Annotated in this window: 11 protein-coding genes; 9 read left to right on the top strand and 2 right to left on the bottom strand. The window is 54.5% G+C overall.

Features of this window, described 5'->3' with window-relative positions; genetic code table 11:
- The first annotated feature begins 70 nt into the window (after window positions 1-70).
- From ACR2TX_RS19290 to ACR2TX_RS19255, 8 genes are all read left to right on the top strand, one after another.
- Window positions 71-772, top strand: coding sequence for a glycosyltransferase (locus ACR2TX_RS19290; protein ID WP_434130535.1), 702 nt, complete (start codon window positions 71-73; stop codon window positions 770-772).
- A 122-nt stretch (window positions 773-894) separates the two neighbouring features.
- The gene (locus tag ACR2TX_RS19285; protein WP_434130534.1) at window positions 895-1,575 is read left to right on the top strand and encodes a methyltransferase domain-containing protein; all 681 of its coding nucleotides are present in this window, start codon (window positions 895-897) and stop codon (window positions 1,573-1,575) included.
- Window positions 1,576-1,670: 95 nt separating this feature from the next.
- Entirely contained in the window at window positions 1,671-2,846 is a 1,176-nt protein-coding gene (locus ACR2TX_RS19280; protein ID WP_434130533.1) for a glycosyltransferase family 4 protein, read from the top strand.
- Window positions 2,846-4,051, top strand: a complete 1,206-nt coding sequence (locus ACR2TX_RS19275) for a glycosyltransferase family 4 protein (protein ID WP_434130532.1) — start codon at window positions 2,846-2,848, stop codon at window positions 4,049-4,051. The genes ACR2TX_RS19280 and ACR2TX_RS19275 overlap by 1 nt, the downstream gene beginning before the upstream one ends.
- 26 nt (window positions 4,052-4,077) lie before the next feature.
- Window positions 4,078-4,848, top strand: coding sequence for a WecB/TagA/CpsF family glycosyltransferase (locus ACR2TX_RS19270; RefSeq protein WP_434130531.1), 771 nt, complete (start codon window positions 4,078-4,080; stop codon window positions 4,846-4,848).
- A gap of 189 nt (window positions 4,849-5,037) precedes the next feature.
- The gene (gene tnpA, locus ACR2TX_RS19265; RefSeq protein ID WP_434130530.1) at window positions 5,038-5,469 is read left to right on the top strand and encodes an IS200/IS605 family transposase; all 432 of its coding nucleotides are present in this window, start codon (window positions 5,038-5,040) and stop codon (window positions 5,467-5,469) included.
- Between the two features lie 367 nt (window positions 5,470-5,836).
- Complete coding sequence (gene xrtD / locus ACR2TX_RS19260) at window positions 5,837-7,417, top strand: VPLPA-CTERM-specific exosortase XrtD (protein ID WP_434130529.1); 1,581 nt, start codon at window positions 5,837-5,839, stop codon at window positions 7,415-7,417.
- Between the two features lie 203 nt (window positions 7,418-7,620).
- Complete coding sequence (locus ACR2TX_RS19255) at window positions 7,621-9,243, top strand: MraY family glycosyltransferase (RefSeq protein WP_434130528.1); 1,623 nt, start codon at window positions 7,621-7,623, stop codon at window positions 9,241-9,243.
- Between the two features lie 340 nt (window positions 9,244-9,583).
- On the opposite strand, the gene ACR2TX_RS19250 is transcribed toward ACR2TX_RS19255, so the two are convergent.
- Together ACR2TX_RS19250 and ACR2TX_RS19245 are read right to left on the bottom strand one after the other, a co-directional pair.
- Window positions 9,584-10,972, bottom strand: coding sequence for a class II fumarate hydratase (locus tag ACR2TX_RS19250; RefSeq protein ID WP_347257242.1), 1,389 nt, complete (start codon window positions 10,970-10,972; stop codon window positions 9,584-9,586).
- Between the two features lie 63 nt (window positions 10,973-11,035).
- Window positions 11,036-11,287, bottom strand: a complete 252-nt coding sequence (locus ACR2TX_RS19245) for a glutaredoxin family protein (protein WP_077731863.1) — start codon at window positions 11,285-11,287, stop codon at window positions 11,036-11,038.
- A gap of 848 nt (window positions 11,288-12,135) precedes the next feature.
- Between ACR2TX_RS19245 and ACR2TX_RS19240 the strand changes: the two genes are divergently transcribed.
- Complete coding sequence (locus ACR2TX_RS19240) at window positions 12,136-15,177, top strand: AAA family ATPase (RefSeq protein ID WP_434130527.1); 3,042 nt, start codon at window positions 12,136-12,138, stop codon at window positions 15,175-15,177.
- Window position 15,178: the final 1 nt, after the last annotated feature.

The raw sequence follows: 15,178 nt of genomic DNA, 5'->3' as shown, positions 1-15,178 counted from the left end.
ATGCGCCGCCGGTACGTCTTCGATTCAGAAACGCCTGCGAAGCTATCTGATTCCCAGGGCTGCGGCTTATATGGCATGGGGACGGCCCGCCGCGAACTACCTCGGGAGCTGGGGTATTAAAGAAGAACAAATCTACTACTGCGCTCAAGCGGTGGATAACGCATTCTGGGTCGAAGAGACAAAAAAATACGAGAAGTCCGAATTACGCCGGGAATTCGGTATTCAGGGGCGGGCGTTTCTAGCAGTCGGCCGGCTACTTCCGAGGAAGGGATTCGATTTGCTTCTGCGGGCTTGGGCCGCGTTACCGGAGCCGATTCAACGTTCGAACACGCTTGTGATCGTCGGGGCTGGGCCGGAAGATGCCTCCCTGAGGGCGCTGTCACGGAGTTTGAACATTCGCAACATACATTTTGTCGGCGCCTGCCATAGCTTGGAACTCGCCAAGTATTACGCTGCTGCCGACGTCTTTGTTTTTCCCTCTCTAGTGGACGTGTGGGGCTTAGTTGTCAATGAATCGCTCGCGTCGGGAGTACCAGTGTTGGCGAGTCGTCATGCGGGCGCCAGCCAAGAGCTGATTTCATCCTCCGGGGCAGGCGAGGTGTTCGATCCGCTAAATTTGGAGGAGTTCAGCCATTTGTTGCTCAGGTGGTGTACGAATGCGCCCGAGATCTCGCGACGGCGGCTGCAGGACTATATCAGCGGTTTTGATTTCCGGGTGGCGGTAGATTCGTTTCAGCGCCTGGTTTCAAATTTTGTCAGGCGCGCCAGATAGTTGCGGAGCGCATTCAATCTAAGATTGACGAGAAATAATCAAAGACAAAGAGAAACAATCCCATGCATAGCGCGTAAGTGCGTTTGGATTATTGTTTAACATTCCGATAATTCAGTAACTATATGGATACTTATAGTGAAACTCTGATTCAGGAAACTGTCGAACTTGCGAGACAATTACGCCATGAGCATCAATGGAAAAACTTGTTTTCCAAATACTATTGGGGATTTTGTTTCCGAGCAACTAAGTTCATAGAAGGTTTGTTTCGTCAAGCTGTTTCTTTCGATAAACGGATACTGAATGTCGGTTGTGGCGTTCGGTTCCTGGATGATGCAGTGAATTCCGATTTGTGGGCTCCGCATCGATATTTAAAGCATCGTCGACGCCCTGATCTTTACTGGAGCGGGACGACTCCATTGACGAATTTGGAAGGGCAGTTTGAGCTGGTCGTGTGTGAGCACGTCATCGAACATTTGCTGCCGGATGAAGTATTTGGGTTTTTCACGAATATTTTCGCTTTTCTCGCGCGGGGTGGCGTCCTCATCGTTTCTTTCCCGGATCTCGGCAGAGTCCTTGGAGGTGGATTATGTCAAGGTTATCAATCTCCGATTGTATCGGTTAATTCTCTGATCTACAGACACGGTCATTGCTTTATGTATGATACCCAACTTGTCGCCGAACTACTTCGGCAGGTTGGTTTTGACAGCGTTGCCTCCAAATCAAGAGGAGAGCTGGATGCTAAGGAATTTCTGAGCGCCGGCCGTGAACCCGAAACATCCTACGTTATTGCCCACCGGCCGTAAGATAAGAAATTACATAATGGAGAGATGCTGGGTTTTATTATGTAGATGTGGCTTGGACAACTCAGCCATGCAATCGACGAATAAAAAATTGTACGATGAATTTTCCTGAAATTGTAATCGCAACCCTCCTGCACCCAGTTGGGGAAACTGGTGTGCAAACACACTTTAATAATTTCCGTTCATATTTGAACCAGCAGGGTGTTTTGGTAAATACTATTACGCCATTTTCTTATGCAAAGACCTTTGTTTATCCTGTCTTTTCGATACGCCGATTCATTGATCCATTTTATGGGCCATTAAGTGTCTGGTGGTATAGATATTGGCATTACTTTTTTCTGAGATTGGCGCTTCGTTCATTTCTTGCCAGCCGAAAAGACACAGTTATTTATGCCCAATGTCCATTATCGGCGAAAGCGGCTTTGGAGGCGAGGCTCGATTCCTCGCAAAAGGTTGTTATGATCGTACACTTCAATGTCTCACAGGCGGAGGAGTGGAGATCAAAAGGCAAGATAAAGGCCGGTGATTGGATATATAAGGATATTTATAACATTGAGAGGCAAATCCTACCGAAAGTGGATGGTCTGGTTTATATCTCCCAGTGGATGAAATCGGTTTTGGAGCGGGATATTCCGGATTTGCAAAAGGTCGCGTCATTGTTGAGTCCAAATTTTTGCGAGCGACGCATGTCGTCTTCGGCACAGTTGGCAATTTACGATTTGATAAATATTGGTACTTTGGAGCCACGAAAAAACCAAGCTTTCCTGCTAGAAGTCCTAGCGGAGGCAAAAAGGTTAGGCAGAGAATTTTCACTGACGCTTATTGGGGACGGACCGGATCGCGGGAAGCTCCAGCAACTTGCCGTAACTCTGGACATCGTCCCGCAAGTCAGGTTTTTGGGATACCGTAAAGATGCGGCAGACCTGCTGCCTCAACATCGGTGCTATGTCCACAGTGCCTTGGTGGAAAGTTTCGGAATCGTGCTAATCGAGGCCATGGCGTGTGGCTTACCGGTAGTCGCTGGTGCTGTGGGCGGTATACCGGAACTCTATACTGATGGCGTGGAGGGTTTCTTTTGGGCGTTGGACGACTCAAAAGCCGCAGCCGTCCGATTGATTCAGCTTTTGGATGATAGAGATCGCTGTGCTGATATGGGGGCCGCTGCGATCCGGAGATACCTACACTCCTACACGACAGAGGCAGTAGCGGCAGGTTTACTGAATTTTTTAAGCACAGTTTCGACCGATCAATCTTCGCGTATCTTGGATAACTGATGCGCGTTTTGCTCGCCCATAACTTCTATCGTTCTAGCGCGCCTAGCGGCGAGGACAGCGTATATACGAATGAGCGTGCTCTTCTTGAACGTGAGCATGAAGTTATCGCTTTTGAGCGATTTAATGATGACATAGACGAATCTTCGCTAGCCAAGAAGGTACGGCTTGCAGTCGACGGTGCGTGGTCGGAAAAGATTTACCGGGAAATCATTGCTTTAATTCAAAAAACCAAGCCCGAAATCGCTCATTTTCACAATACGTTCCCGCTGATTTCACCCAGCGCCTATGCTGCATGCCGGGATCAAGGCGTGCCTGTGGTGCAGACTTTGCACAATTACCGTTTCATTTGTCCGAATGCGCTTCTTATGAGGAATCATCAGCCTTGTGAGGATTGCTTGGGAAGTCGTTTGCTGCTTCCGGCGCTAAGGCACCGTTGTTATCGCGGTTCGCTTCTTGCGACCGGCGCGCAGGTTTGGACCGTTGTGTCCAACCGTTGGCGGGGCACTTACGCCAAGTTGGTCAACCGGTATGTTGCATTGACTCGCTTTGCAGTGCCGCGACTGATTGCAGGGGGATTACCGGAGAATCGGATCGAGGTAAAGCCGAACTTTTTACCTGACCCACCTGTCTGCGGCCGCGGCGATGGCGGTTACGCCCTGTATGTTGGCCGGCTGAGCGAGGAGAAGGGAGTTCAGACTCTGTTGGATGCTTGGCGGAGCATTCCGGAGCTGCCGCTCAAAATCGTCGGAGAGGGCTCTCTGCGGTCTAGGCTCGAAAATCAAGTAAGGCAAGACGGCTCCAATGTCGAATTCCTCGGGTTTCAGGGGCGGAGCACAGTAATCGATTTAGTTTGCCGTGCAGCGCTGCAAGTCATTCCTTCGGAATGTTATGAAGGCTTTCCGCTGACACTGCTGGAAGCCTATTCGTGTGGGACGCCGGTTTTGGTTTCCAGAATCGGAAGCCTCGACGAACTCGTGAAAGAAGGGGAAACAGGGTTTAAGTTTCAGCCGGGAAGTTCCGAGGATATGGTGTTTCAGATTAAGCAGCTGCTTAAAAACCCGAGGCTCCTAATCTTTATGCGGGAGCGATGTCGGGCAATTTTTGAAGCAAAGTACACAGCTGAAATCAATATCGCCGAAATAAATAAGATTTACCAACACGCAATTGAAGACGCGCATCTTGGTAAAGATCAGGTAGATAGATAAACACTAAACAGCATTAAGAGGGGGCCATGAAACAGCGCAATGCGGTCACTATATTAGGGGTTTCTATCGATCTTGATACGTTGAATTCACTCGGACCAGCGATATGGGCAGCAATTGAGCGGTGTCGGGAACCCATCGTGTTTGCGTGTGCAAATCCGCATTCTTTGGTAGTAGCCCAATCCGATCCAGAATTTCTGAACGCCTTGAATCGGGCATGGCCAGTAGTTGCCGATGGTGTCGGTTTAACACTGATGGCGAAATTTATCGGAATCAAATTAGGGCCTCGAATAACGGGGACCGACTTTTTTTTCACTGTGTTGCGGAGTTTGAATCGACGTGGACGAGGACGGGTTTTTTTCTTTGGATCTACGCCAGAGGTCTTGGCGCTAATTTCGGAAAGATTTAAACGTGAGTTTCCATCTCTAACGCTCTGCGGCTGTTTGTCGCCGCCGATTTATCCATGGCCTGACGAAGTCAACGATCAGTTGATCTGGCAGATTAACGAGACAAAGCCAGATGTGGTTTGGGTTGGCATGACGGCGCCAAAGCAGGAAAAGTGGGTGGAAGCCAATCGGCACAGGCTTTCGGCGCAGATTATTGGATCAATCGGTGCGGTGTTCAATTTTTTCGCTGGCACACATCCACGAGCCCCCGTTTGGATTAGGGCTTGCGGTTTAGAGTGGTTGTATCGGTTCGCATTGGAGCCTAGGCGAATGTGGCGACGCAACGTCATTTCGACGCCAAGGTTCGTTGCCATGATTTTAGGGCGGCATTTTGCTAGGCCAATTGATGGATAAGTCCACGTGAGCGCATGCACAGCGGTTATGGGCAGGGGCGCCTCTGTTTTTCGCTCACCGGATTTTCAGTTGATACGGTTGGGAACTCATTTTGACTTTCTATGCATAAGGTTTAAGCCCCCGCCTTTCAGGCGGGCAGATTTCATCTCGATGCTGGGATAGACTGCCCAGAGATGCAAGGGGGCGGTTATGGAGTATCGATACGGAAGCCATACGGTGTTTACCATCGAGTACCCCTTTGTGTGGGTGACGAAGTACCGTTACAAGGTGTTGGTTGGAGGGGTCGCTGAGCGGGTCCGTGATTTGGTGAGACAAACCTGCGAAGCATTCGAGATCAGAATTTTGAAAGGGGTGGTCAGCAAGGACCAGGTGCATATTCTGGTGAGCGCGCCGCCGGAGTTGGCGCCGAGCGAGATCAGGAGGCGGATCAAGGGGCGAACGTCGAGCAAGCTGTTTGAAGAGTTTTCGCATCTCAAGAAGCGTTATTGGGGGAGGCACTTTTGGGCACGAGGCTACTTCTGTGCGACGGTAGGTCAAATGACCGAAGAGATGATCAAGCAGTACCGGGAGCATCATTTTGAGCCGAATCCCAATGACAATTTTCGGATGGAGCCGGACTAAACGCGTCGTTCAGCCGACGCGTATCCGGACTTTCAGTCCTTAACCCTAACCCACCGGCTTTCAGCCGGTGGTTGTTGAGTCTCCCGCTTCTCGATTCGCGTGCGGTTTCTGGAAGCTAGAGCTTCTCGGGTAGGGCGCCCAAACGGGAGCTTGGGCGCCAGCGGAATGGGCTGTTTGCGATTGGAATGACGGGGTAGGACTTATTCCAAATTGCTTTCAGTCAGGAATTCATTTTGTAGGATGGGTTTCGCTTCGCTCTACCCATCCTACGATGAATGTTCGCTCGAATGCCGAATGGAGTTAAGCGGATGATATCGCCTTATTTGGGGCAGGCACTAAGAATAGAAATAGAGAAAGGCCGGACATAATGGTTGCAACAGATTCGAAAACTGAATTGTGGGATATCGGGCTTAAGTTTTGGGGGTGGTTCAGCCTTTTGATAGGGATATCGGTATTTACATTTTTTGACGGCCTCAAATTCGTCTTCGGATACTGGACGACAAGCGAGGAATACAGCCACGGTCTTCTGATTCCGTTCATCACCGCTTTCCTGATCTGGCAGAAAAAAAACGAACTGGCCCGGTTGCCGTTCGAAGGCTCCTGGGCCGGCGTCGGCATCGTCGCCTTGGGGTTGGGGCTTTATTTTCTGGGCGAATTGGCGACGCTCTACATCATCGTCCAGTATGCCTTCCTGGTCGTCGTGTTCGGCCTGGTTCTCGCGGTGACCGGGTTCAAGATATTCAAGCAGATTTGGATACCGCTGTTCTTTTTGTTTTTTGCAATTCCTTTGCCCAATTTTCTTTATCAGGGCCTGTCGGGCAAGCTCCAGCTCCTTTCCTCGGCACTCGGCGTCTCTTTCATTCGGGCCTGCGATATCAGCGTTTATCTCGAAGGCAATGTCATCGACCTCGGCTCGTACAAGCTTCAGGTGGTGGAAGCCTGCAACGGGCTGCGTTATCTCTTTCCCCTGATGAGCCTCTCGTTCATGTGCGCCTATTTCTTCAAGGTGGCATTGTGGAAACGGGCCGTAATTTTTCTCTCCAGCATTCCGATCACGATTCTGATGAACAGCTTTCGCATCGGCATCATCGGGGTAATGGTCGAGTACTGGGGAAAATCGATGGCGGAAGGATTCCTGCACGATTTCGAGGGCTGGGCAATCTTCATGGCCTGCACCGGCCTACTGGTGGGGGAAATGTGGCTGCTGGCCAGGATCGGGCGGGAGCCGCGGCCGTTGCTGGAAGTGTTTGGTTTGGCGTTTCCGGAACCGTCGCCGAAGGATGCGTTGTTTCGGGAGCGCACCTTGCCGCGCCAATACTGGCCGGTGCTGGGGCTTTCGGTCGTGGCATTGGGGGGTGCTCAACTCCTGCAGCATCGGGAAGAATTCGTTCCTCCTCGTGCCGAGTTCGTCGATTTCCCCATGCAACTGGCCGATTGGACGGGGCGGCGCGAGACGATGGAGCAGCAATACATCGATGCGCTCAAATTCGATGACTACATTCTGGCTAACTATGTCCGCGACGGGGTCATGCCGGTCAATTTTTATTCCGCCTATTACGCCTCCCAGCGCAAGGGCGAGTCGATACATTCGCCCCGCTCCTGCATTCCGGGCGGCGGTTGGGAAATCAAATCGCTGGAAACCGTGAATGCCGATCTTCCCGACGAGGAAGGCGATCCGCTTAGGATCAACCGCCTGGTCATTCAGAAAGGCGAGGATCGCCAGCTCGTTTACTACTGGTTTCAGCAGCGCGGGCGCAATCTGACCAACGAATATGCCGTGAAGTGGTATCTGTTCTGGGATGCGCTGACGCTTAATCGTACCGACGGCGCCCTGGTGCGGCTCACGACCTATCTTCCCCGCGGAGAGGAGCTCGCGACGGGCGAGGCGCGGCTCAACGAGTTCCTGCGTGTCTTGAAGCCGCAATTGAATCGTTATATCGCGGATTAGACGCATGCGCTTAATTTTGCCGAAGTTGTACGCCAAAGCCGTTAAGTCAAGCTGTCATACCGGCAGGGAGTGCCGGTATCCAGAGCACGGGGATGTGATCCAGGCTGATGCTATCCCTGGCTTCTGGGTTCCGGCATTCCCTGCCGGAACGACGGTATGGAGCTTAATTTAGCGGTATTGGCAGGTACGGATAAGGATTTTCTATGCAGCTTTTTGTGCTGTTCTTGACCACCCTGTTTCTAGCCATGGTGCTGGTGGCCGCACTGATCCGATTTTCTGCGCCGCTCGGCCTGGTGGATGTTCCCGATGCGCGGAAGGTCCATGTTTCGGCGATTCCACGGGTGGGCGGGATCGGCATGGTCATTGCGACCATCGTGGCGCTGCTCCTGGAGTTCGATCTCGATTCCGGATTCCGGATCTGCCTGCTCGGCGTCGGCATTCTAAGCGTGTTCGGCTTACTGGACGATCGCTACGACCTGAACTACAAGATCAAGTTTTTCGGTCAGTTCGTGGCGGTGCTGGTGGTGGTCGTTTTCGGCGACATCGTTATCCGCCGCTTGTGTTTTTGGGACTGCGGACCGCTGCCCGATGCCGTCGCTTACCCGCTGACGGTATTCTTTTTGCTCGGCGTGACGAATGCGATGAATCTGGCCGACGGTTTGGACGGACTGGCGGCGGGACTCAGCATTCTGAGTCTGGCTTGCATTGCGTTTCTAGCCGATTTGGCCGACGGCTATCAAACAATAGCGACTGCCGTTGCCATCCTGGGCGCCATCTTGGGATTTCTGCGCTACAACACTCACCCGGCCATCGTGTTCATGGGGGATACGGGCAGTCAGTTTCTGGGCTTCTCGGCGGGCGTTCTTGCCGTGTTGCTTACGCAAAAGGTCAATACGGCGCTGAGCGGTTCTTTGCCGCTGCTGATCTTGGGATTGCCGATCATCGACACTTTGCTGGTCATGGGGCATCGGATACTTCGCGGCGTGTCGCCGTTCAAGCCGGACCGGAACCATTTTCACCATAAGCTCCTGTCTCTGGGTTTCGACCATTATGAGGCAGTGCTGACGACGTACGTGGTCCAGGCGTCCTGCATTCTTCTCGCGTATTTTCTCCGTTACGAGTCCGACCTATTGGTTCTGGCGATCTATCTGGCCCTGTTCGCCGTGGTCGGAGCATTCTTCCCGCTCGCACAGGCGTTCCGTTGGCGCCTACACGGAGTCGACCGTGGCCAGGCGTCGTTTCTCACCCGAAAATTGAATTTGATTCTGGAGAAAGCCTGGCTGGACAAAACGGCTTTTCAATCCGTCCGTCTCGCCGTGCCGTTGTTCCTGGTTGCAACCGCTCTTGCGACGAAGAAGGAAGAACTGGACGACATCGCGGTGTTTGCCGCGGGAATTCTGGTGACCTGGCTGGCTTGGGTAGGGGCTCGTCTTCCCGGGGCGGGCTTCATCGAGCGCGTGGCCGTTTATTCGAGCGTGATCTTGGTGGTCTATCTCGCCCAGACCGCCGGTTTCGAGCATGCGGAGGCGGAGCGCTGGTTCAATTACGCTATCGCCTTGCTGGCCGTCATCGTGGGCGTGGGCGTGCGGTTTTCGGGCCGCTACTTCACCCTGACGCCGTCGGACTTCCTGGTGATGTTCGTGCTGTTGGTCGCGGCGAACTTACCGGTTTTTAGTCAAGTCAACTACGCCAAGATCGCCGTCCAATCGGCGATCCTGTTGTACGGCGTCGAATACGTCCTGCGCCGCGGGAGCGGAACCGTCTGGGCGGTGCGGAGCGGTGGGATGCTGGCTCTGATCGCGCTGGCTCGCTGGATGGTTCTTTGAGCCGGGTTCTCCGTACACTCGAACGCGGCCCGAGATCAGCGGAGCGTTTCATCCCAAAAACGGGGGGGGGCGCCGTGGTAGGTGCGAATTTATTCGCACAGTCAACGGCTTATTCCGTTCGGCATTCGAATGGACATTCATCGTAGGATGGGTAGAGCGAAGCGAAACCCATCGATGGTGGGTTAGCGCAGCGTAACCCACCGATTCGCGGTCGCTCGGTGGGTTACGGCCTCGCGGCCTAACCCACCCTACAAAAAATTGATTCCTTGTCGGGAATGGATTCCCGACCTACGACCCGGCGGTTCGACGTAGGTCGGCAATCCCTTGCCGACGAATCCCTTCAGCCCTGAATGCCTCCTTCCGTCAGCTTCGCGGGATCCAGAAGCTCGGACAATTCCTCGCGCGGAATCCCGGTCATTTCGGCGGCCACGTCGATGATCGGCCGTTGCTGCTTGTAGGCCGCTTTGGCGATTTCCGCCGCTTTGAGATAGCCGATGACGGGATTCAGCGCGGTAACCAGAATGGGATTGAGTGCCAACGCTTTCTTTAAATTGTCTTCACGAACGACGAAATCGGCGATGGCCTTATCCGCCAATTGACGCGAGACGTTCGCCAGCAGGTCGATGCTTTGCAGCAGATTGTATGCGACGACCGGCAGCATGACGTTGAGCTGGAACGATCCGGACTGGCCGGCGACAGTAATCGTGGCATCGTTGCCGATGACTTGTGCGGCGACCATGCAAACAGCCTCCGGAATCACCGGATTGACTTTGCCCGGCATGATGGAACTGCCGGGCTGTAGCGCCGGCAGTTCGATTTCACCTAGACCCGCCAGGGGGCCGGAATTCATCCAGCGGAGATCATTGGCGATTTTCATGAGGCTGACCGCCACGGTCTTCAGTTGGCCCGACAATTCCACGGCCGCGTCCTGGCAACTCAGGCTTTCGAAAAACGAGGCATTGGGCGCGAACGGCAGGCCCGTGGCGTCGGAAAGCGCCTCCGCCATTTTCGCCGCGAACTCCGGATGGGCGTTGATGCCCGTACCTACGGCCGTGCCGCCCTGGGCGAGTTTGTAGATACGCGGTAATGAGGCGCGCAGACGCTCAACGCCGTTTTGGATTTGCAACGCCCAGCCGGAGAGTTCCTGGCTCAGGGTGACGGGCATGGCGTCCATGAGATGGGTGCGTCCGGTCTTGACCACGTGCTCGATCGATTGCGCCTTGTAGACGATCGTGGTCTGCAAATGCTCCAGTGCGGGGATGAGCTGTGCGTTGACGGCGAGCGCGGCGCTGACGTGGATCGCCGTCGGAATGACGTCATTGCTGCTTTGCCCCATGTTGACGTGGTCGTTGGCGCTCACGCTTTGTCCGCAGGCACGGGAGGCAAGCGTGGCGATGACTTCGTTGACGTTCATGTTGGTGCTGGTGCCGGAACCGGTTTGGAATACGTCGACCGGAAACTGGTTGCCGTAACGTCCGTCGATTATGTCCTGCGTTGCCCGCTCGATGGCCTCGGCAAAGCCGCAGTCCAAAACGCCCAAGTCTCTATTTACGCGGGCGGCGCACTGCTTGATCAAGGCTACGGCCGCGATAAAGGCCGGCGGCATCCTGAGTCCGCTGATCGGGAAATTTTCCACCGCGCGCTGAGTTTGGGCGGCATAAAGGGCATCGGCCGGCACCTGCAATTGGCCCATGCTGTCTTTTTCGATGCGGAAAGCGTTTTGGTTCATGACATTGAAAATCGGTTAAGTGTTAACGGATTAGTTAGGCCGCATGATGTTTGATAAGCCGGACTAGGACAGGCTATGGAGAAACTCGCCTAACCGTTCTTCGTCGAAGGGCCAGCCGAGTTCGGCACCCGATGCGGAATCGCGCACGACCGGAATCCGAACGCCATAGCGGTGTTCCAACTCGAGTTTCTCGGCGATATCTACTATCTCGACGGGAATCTCGGCGCCTTTCGCTTGAATCGCTTTAGACAGCAGAAATTCCGCGTCTTCGCACAAATGACAACCGTGTGTGCCGTAAAGTATTAGTCGAATCAATCTTGCTCGTCCTCGCTGGATACGACCGGAAGTTTGCGCATCGTCGTCCGGTTCCGGAGCGCGGCAATCTGGCCTCGGTGATAGGGGCAGTGACGGATGTCACGGGGACATCGCTCGCGAGCGGCTAAGCTTATCAGATTAGAGGGGAAACATGCCGAACGAAGATTGTTCGACCGCTCCACAAGTGGGGGGCCTTACGGATAGAGGTACTCAAGCAGCGGCGATGTCGTTTTTCTGGCGAGGACAAAAGAGAAAACGCCCGTTTCATGTCGCATCGGATAATGTCGGGCGTGGTTTCATCACGACGTCCGAAGTGTGGGCGTTTATGGCAGGTATTCGTCGACAGCGCGCCTGTCCCATCGTTTCCAGCTTGGAAACGATGCGGGGTAATCGATCCCGGTCGCCAAACGGTCGCCGGAACCGCTATGCTTAGCCCTCCGTTTAGCGAGCAGCGGGCGCGTGCCGCGCGCGTTGTTCGCACGGAAAATCGCCAGACGGTTGGGCATTCTCCGCGTTCTGAATTACCGAAATGACCGCCGGCCGAATCTGTTGATTGTCAACGAGGTAATTTGTCACAGACGGCGAAATGAATTTACTTGCAGACTGGCAATTCGCCCGGTTTGCCTTATCGAGGAAGCGCTCTGCGCGGCAAGCTCCATCGAAATCCTGAAGGGCGAGACGCTACGATGATAACGTCTTTGATCCGCACCACCCGGCGTGCGAATTTGCTGAGGGTTGGATTTTGATTTGTAAAGGTTCGAAAGTCGTCAGAAAACGGTCAGTTTTTGGTCAAATATGGTTTGTTCCGCCAACTGCAATGCTAACCACGAATGCCGGAGCCTGTAGGTATGGAGATCGGTAAGAGTTTGCTATTCGGCCCTTTTCGGCTAGACGCCGGAAACGCCGTCTTGTGGCGAGGGTCGGAGGTGGTGGGCTTGCCGCCGAAAGCCTTTGCGCTTTTGCACTACTTGCTTATGAATCCCGGCCGGCTGTTAACCAAGGACGCTTTGCTCGATGCGGTCTGGCATCGCCGCTATGTCAGCGAGTCGGTTCTTAAAGGATGCGTCAACGAATTGCGCAAAGCTCTGGCGGATGATCCGAAGTCACCCACTTACATCGAAACGGTGGCGAAACACGGCTATCGCTTCATTGCCGAGGTAATGCAGGCAGACAGCCGGGAAGTTCGTGCGCCGGCACTGTCGCCAATTGCAGCCAATCGCGCCGCCCATGATGTGAATTCGATGTATTGGGTAGGGCGGCGGAGCGAGTTGGAATGGCTGGAAGCACGCTTCGAACGGGTAAGGCATGGTGAGCGTCAGATAGTCTTCTTCACCGGCGAGGCCGGGATAGGCAAGACCACCCTAATCGATATGTTTCTGGCTCGCGCCAACGGCACGAATCTGGGGCTGCTACGCGCCCGATGCGTCGAACAGTGCGGTGCGGGAGAGGCGTTTATGCCTTTGATCGAGGCTTTGGAGAACGAATGCCGCGGAGCTGGCGCGCAGCAATTGGTCGACCGGCTGCACCGACATGCACCGACCTGGCTGATGCAAATGAACTCGGTCTTGACGCCCGCGGATAAGGACAAGCTCAGCCAGCAGGTCCTGGGCGCAACGAATGCCCGAATGCTCAGAGAGGCGGCGGAGTTTTTCGAGAGCATCAGCTCCGAATTTCCCTTGGTCCTGGTGATCGACGATTTGCATTGGGGCGATTATGCGACGGTCGATCTTATCTCTCTATTAGGGCGTCGAAGTTCACCGGCTCAGTTATTCGTCATCGCGACATACCGACCGGTCGACGTAAGTTTGACGCAACACCCGATCAAGCGGATCAGGCACGAATTGCAGGCGCGCGGTTTATGCGCCGAGCTGGCCTTGTGCGGTCTGGGCGAGGACGAAATCAAGGAATATTTGGTATCGCGCTATCCCGAAGAGGGGGGGCATGAGACTTTATCGTCGTCCATTTACCGATGGACCGAGGGCCATCCCTTTTTCATGGTAAATCTGGTCGAACATCTGGTCGATTTGGGGCGCCTTACATCGAGTTCCTACGATACGGGCTCGAAGCTGGCGATACCCGATAATCTCTTGGAAATGATAGACGCGCAAATCGATCGCCTGAGCGCTTCCGAGCGGCGCTTGCTCGAAATGGCGAGCGTATTCGGCGTCGAATGGTCTGCGGCACTGCTGGCAGCCGTATCCGGCGAAGATTTGGCGACGATCGAACTGTGTTGCGATGAACTCAGCCGGCGCGGCCAGATGTTGAAGTCATGCGGTGCCGACGAGTGGGCGGACGGGATAATGGCCGGACGCTATGGTTTTCGGCATTCCCTCTATCGCGAAATCCTTTATCGCCGCCTTGCGCCCGGGCGCCGGATGCAGTTGCACCGGTCCACCGGAGAATGCTTGGAAAATGGATACGGCGAGAAATCCAAAACGATCGCGGCGGAATTGGCCAATCATTTCGAGCAAGGCAAACAGCTGTCTAAGGCAATCATGTATCTGCGTCTGGCGTCGGAGAACGCCGTGAGCCGCTATGCCAACCGAGAAGCGATAGACTACATCAGCCACGCGCTACGCCTGTCCGAGTCGCTTCCGGAGGCGGAACGCGAGGCCTTAATCATGGAATTGCTGTTCAGACGCGGTGTCGTAAAGCGTTCTATGGACGACACCGATGGCGCCATGGAAGACTTTTCGGCTATTCGCAAGCTTGCGGTCAGCGCGGGTCTTCCGCTTTGGGAGCTCAAAGCCTTGATTGAACAAGGCAGGGTTTGTTATTGGATGGATCGGCCCCGCTGCCTCGCGTTAGTGACCGAGGCGGTAGAACGCGCTCTGGATTTAAAGGACGAGATGATCGAAATCCTGGTTCGAGGCTCCTGGGCTGGATGGCATAACACTTTGCAGGGATGGAGCGAGCACTACATCCGGGATTGTCGAAAGGCCATGGATATGGCCCGCGCAACGCGGAATCGCGAATTGCTTAACGCCAGCCTCACCTTGCATTCCAGTTTCGAATACGCCAGGGCCGACTATCGGTCGGCGATCGCTCTCGCACGCGAGGCAATGGAGATCGCTCAGAACCGGGGCGACGCATTGCAATACATGGTTTGCGAGGCCCTTTGCATAAGGTCGATGCTGCACATCGGAGAGTGGGGGGAAGCCCGGCGCCATATCGCCAAAGCATTAGAGATGGCCGAAAGGAACGGCAATGTCTTTGCAATCATCCATTTCACTCTGCTCATGAGCTGGTTACACGAGCAGGCCTTGGATTACGAAGGTGCACGGAGTCTGTGCCAGGCCGCGATGGAAAAAATGCACGACCAGCGGGATTCCTCGAATGCCTTTTTCGGACTGATCCGGTCGGGCGCGGCCCATTTGGGTTTGAGGCAACACGCCGAAGCCTTCGAGAGTTTCGCCAAAGCCGATCAGCTGCTGGATGCGTGTCAGGGACTGATGGATTGGTACCTGCGGCCGCTCTTTCATTTGGGCCTGGGTGAATACTGGCTGACGCAAGGCCAGTGGGAAAAAGCCGAAGAGCAGGCCAACAAGGTTTGCGAGCTCTCGGCCTTGCCTCCCGATCCGGCTTATCTGGCGCTGGGACATCGGCTGTTGGCCGAAGTGGCCATGGGCCGAAAGGCATTGGATACGGCAGGCGCGGAAGTCGAACAGGCGTTGTCCCATCTCGGTACGATCGAGGCCGCACTCGCGGCATGGCGGGTGTACGCAACCGCTGCGGAGCTGGATAGCCGAAGGGGACGCCTCCCTGAAGCGGAAACCTACCGCCATCGCAGCGCAGCGATACTTCGAGGCTTGGCCGAATCCATGGACGAGGCGGATTGCCTGCGTCAGTCGCTGCTGCGACATCCGCTGTTAACCGGCATTTGCGAGTAAT

This window comes from Methylocaldum sp. GT1BB (assembly GCF_051027545.1).
Classification (GTDB): Bacteria; Pseudomonadota; Gammaproteobacteria; order Methylococcales; family Methylococcaceae; genus Methylocaldum.
This window is presented reverse-complemented; position numbering and strand designations above follow the sequence as displayed.

Excerpts from the sequence above, each read along its gene's own strand:
- ACR2TX_RS19290 (WP_434130535.1), top strand. The coding sequence starts at position 71 with ATGGCATGGGGACGGCCCGCCGCGAACTACCTCGGGAGCTGGGGTATT.
- ACR2TX_RS19285 (WP_434130534.1), top strand. The coding sequence starts at position 895 with ATGGATACTTATAGTGAAACTCTGATTCAGGAAACTGTCGAACTTGCG.
- ACR2TX_RS19280 (WP_434130533.1), top strand. The coding sequence starts at position 1,671 with ATGAATTTTCCTGAAATTGTAATCGCAACCCTCCTGCACCCAGTTGGG.
- ACR2TX_RS19275 (WP_434130532.1), top strand. The coding sequence starts at position 2,846 with ATGCGCGTTTTGCTCGCCCATAACTTCTATCGTTCTAGCGCGCCTAGC.
- ACR2TX_RS19270 (WP_434130531.1), top strand. The coding sequence starts at position 4,078 with ATGAAACAGCGCAATGCGGTCACTATATTAGGGGTTTCTATCGATCTT.
- tnpA (WP_434130530.1), top strand. The coding sequence starts at position 5,038 with ATGGAGTATCGATACGGAAGCCATACGGTGTTTACCATCGAGTACCCC.
- xrtD (WP_434130529.1), top strand. The coding sequence starts at position 5,837 with ATGGTTGCAACAGATTCGAAAACTGAATTGTGGGATATCGGGCTTAAG.
- ACR2TX_RS19255 (WP_434130528.1), top strand. The coding sequence starts at position 7,621 with ATGCAGCTTTTTGTGCTGTTCTTGACCACCCTGTTTCTAGCCATGGTG.
- ACR2TX_RS19250 (WP_347257242.1), bottom strand. The coding sequence starts at position 10,972 with ATGAACCAAAACGCTTTCCGCATCGAAAAAGACAGCATGGGCCAATTG.
- ACR2TX_RS19240 (WP_434130527.1), top strand. The coding sequence starts at position 12,136 with ATGGAGATCGGTAAGAGTTTGCTATTCGGCCCTTTTCGGCTAGACGCC.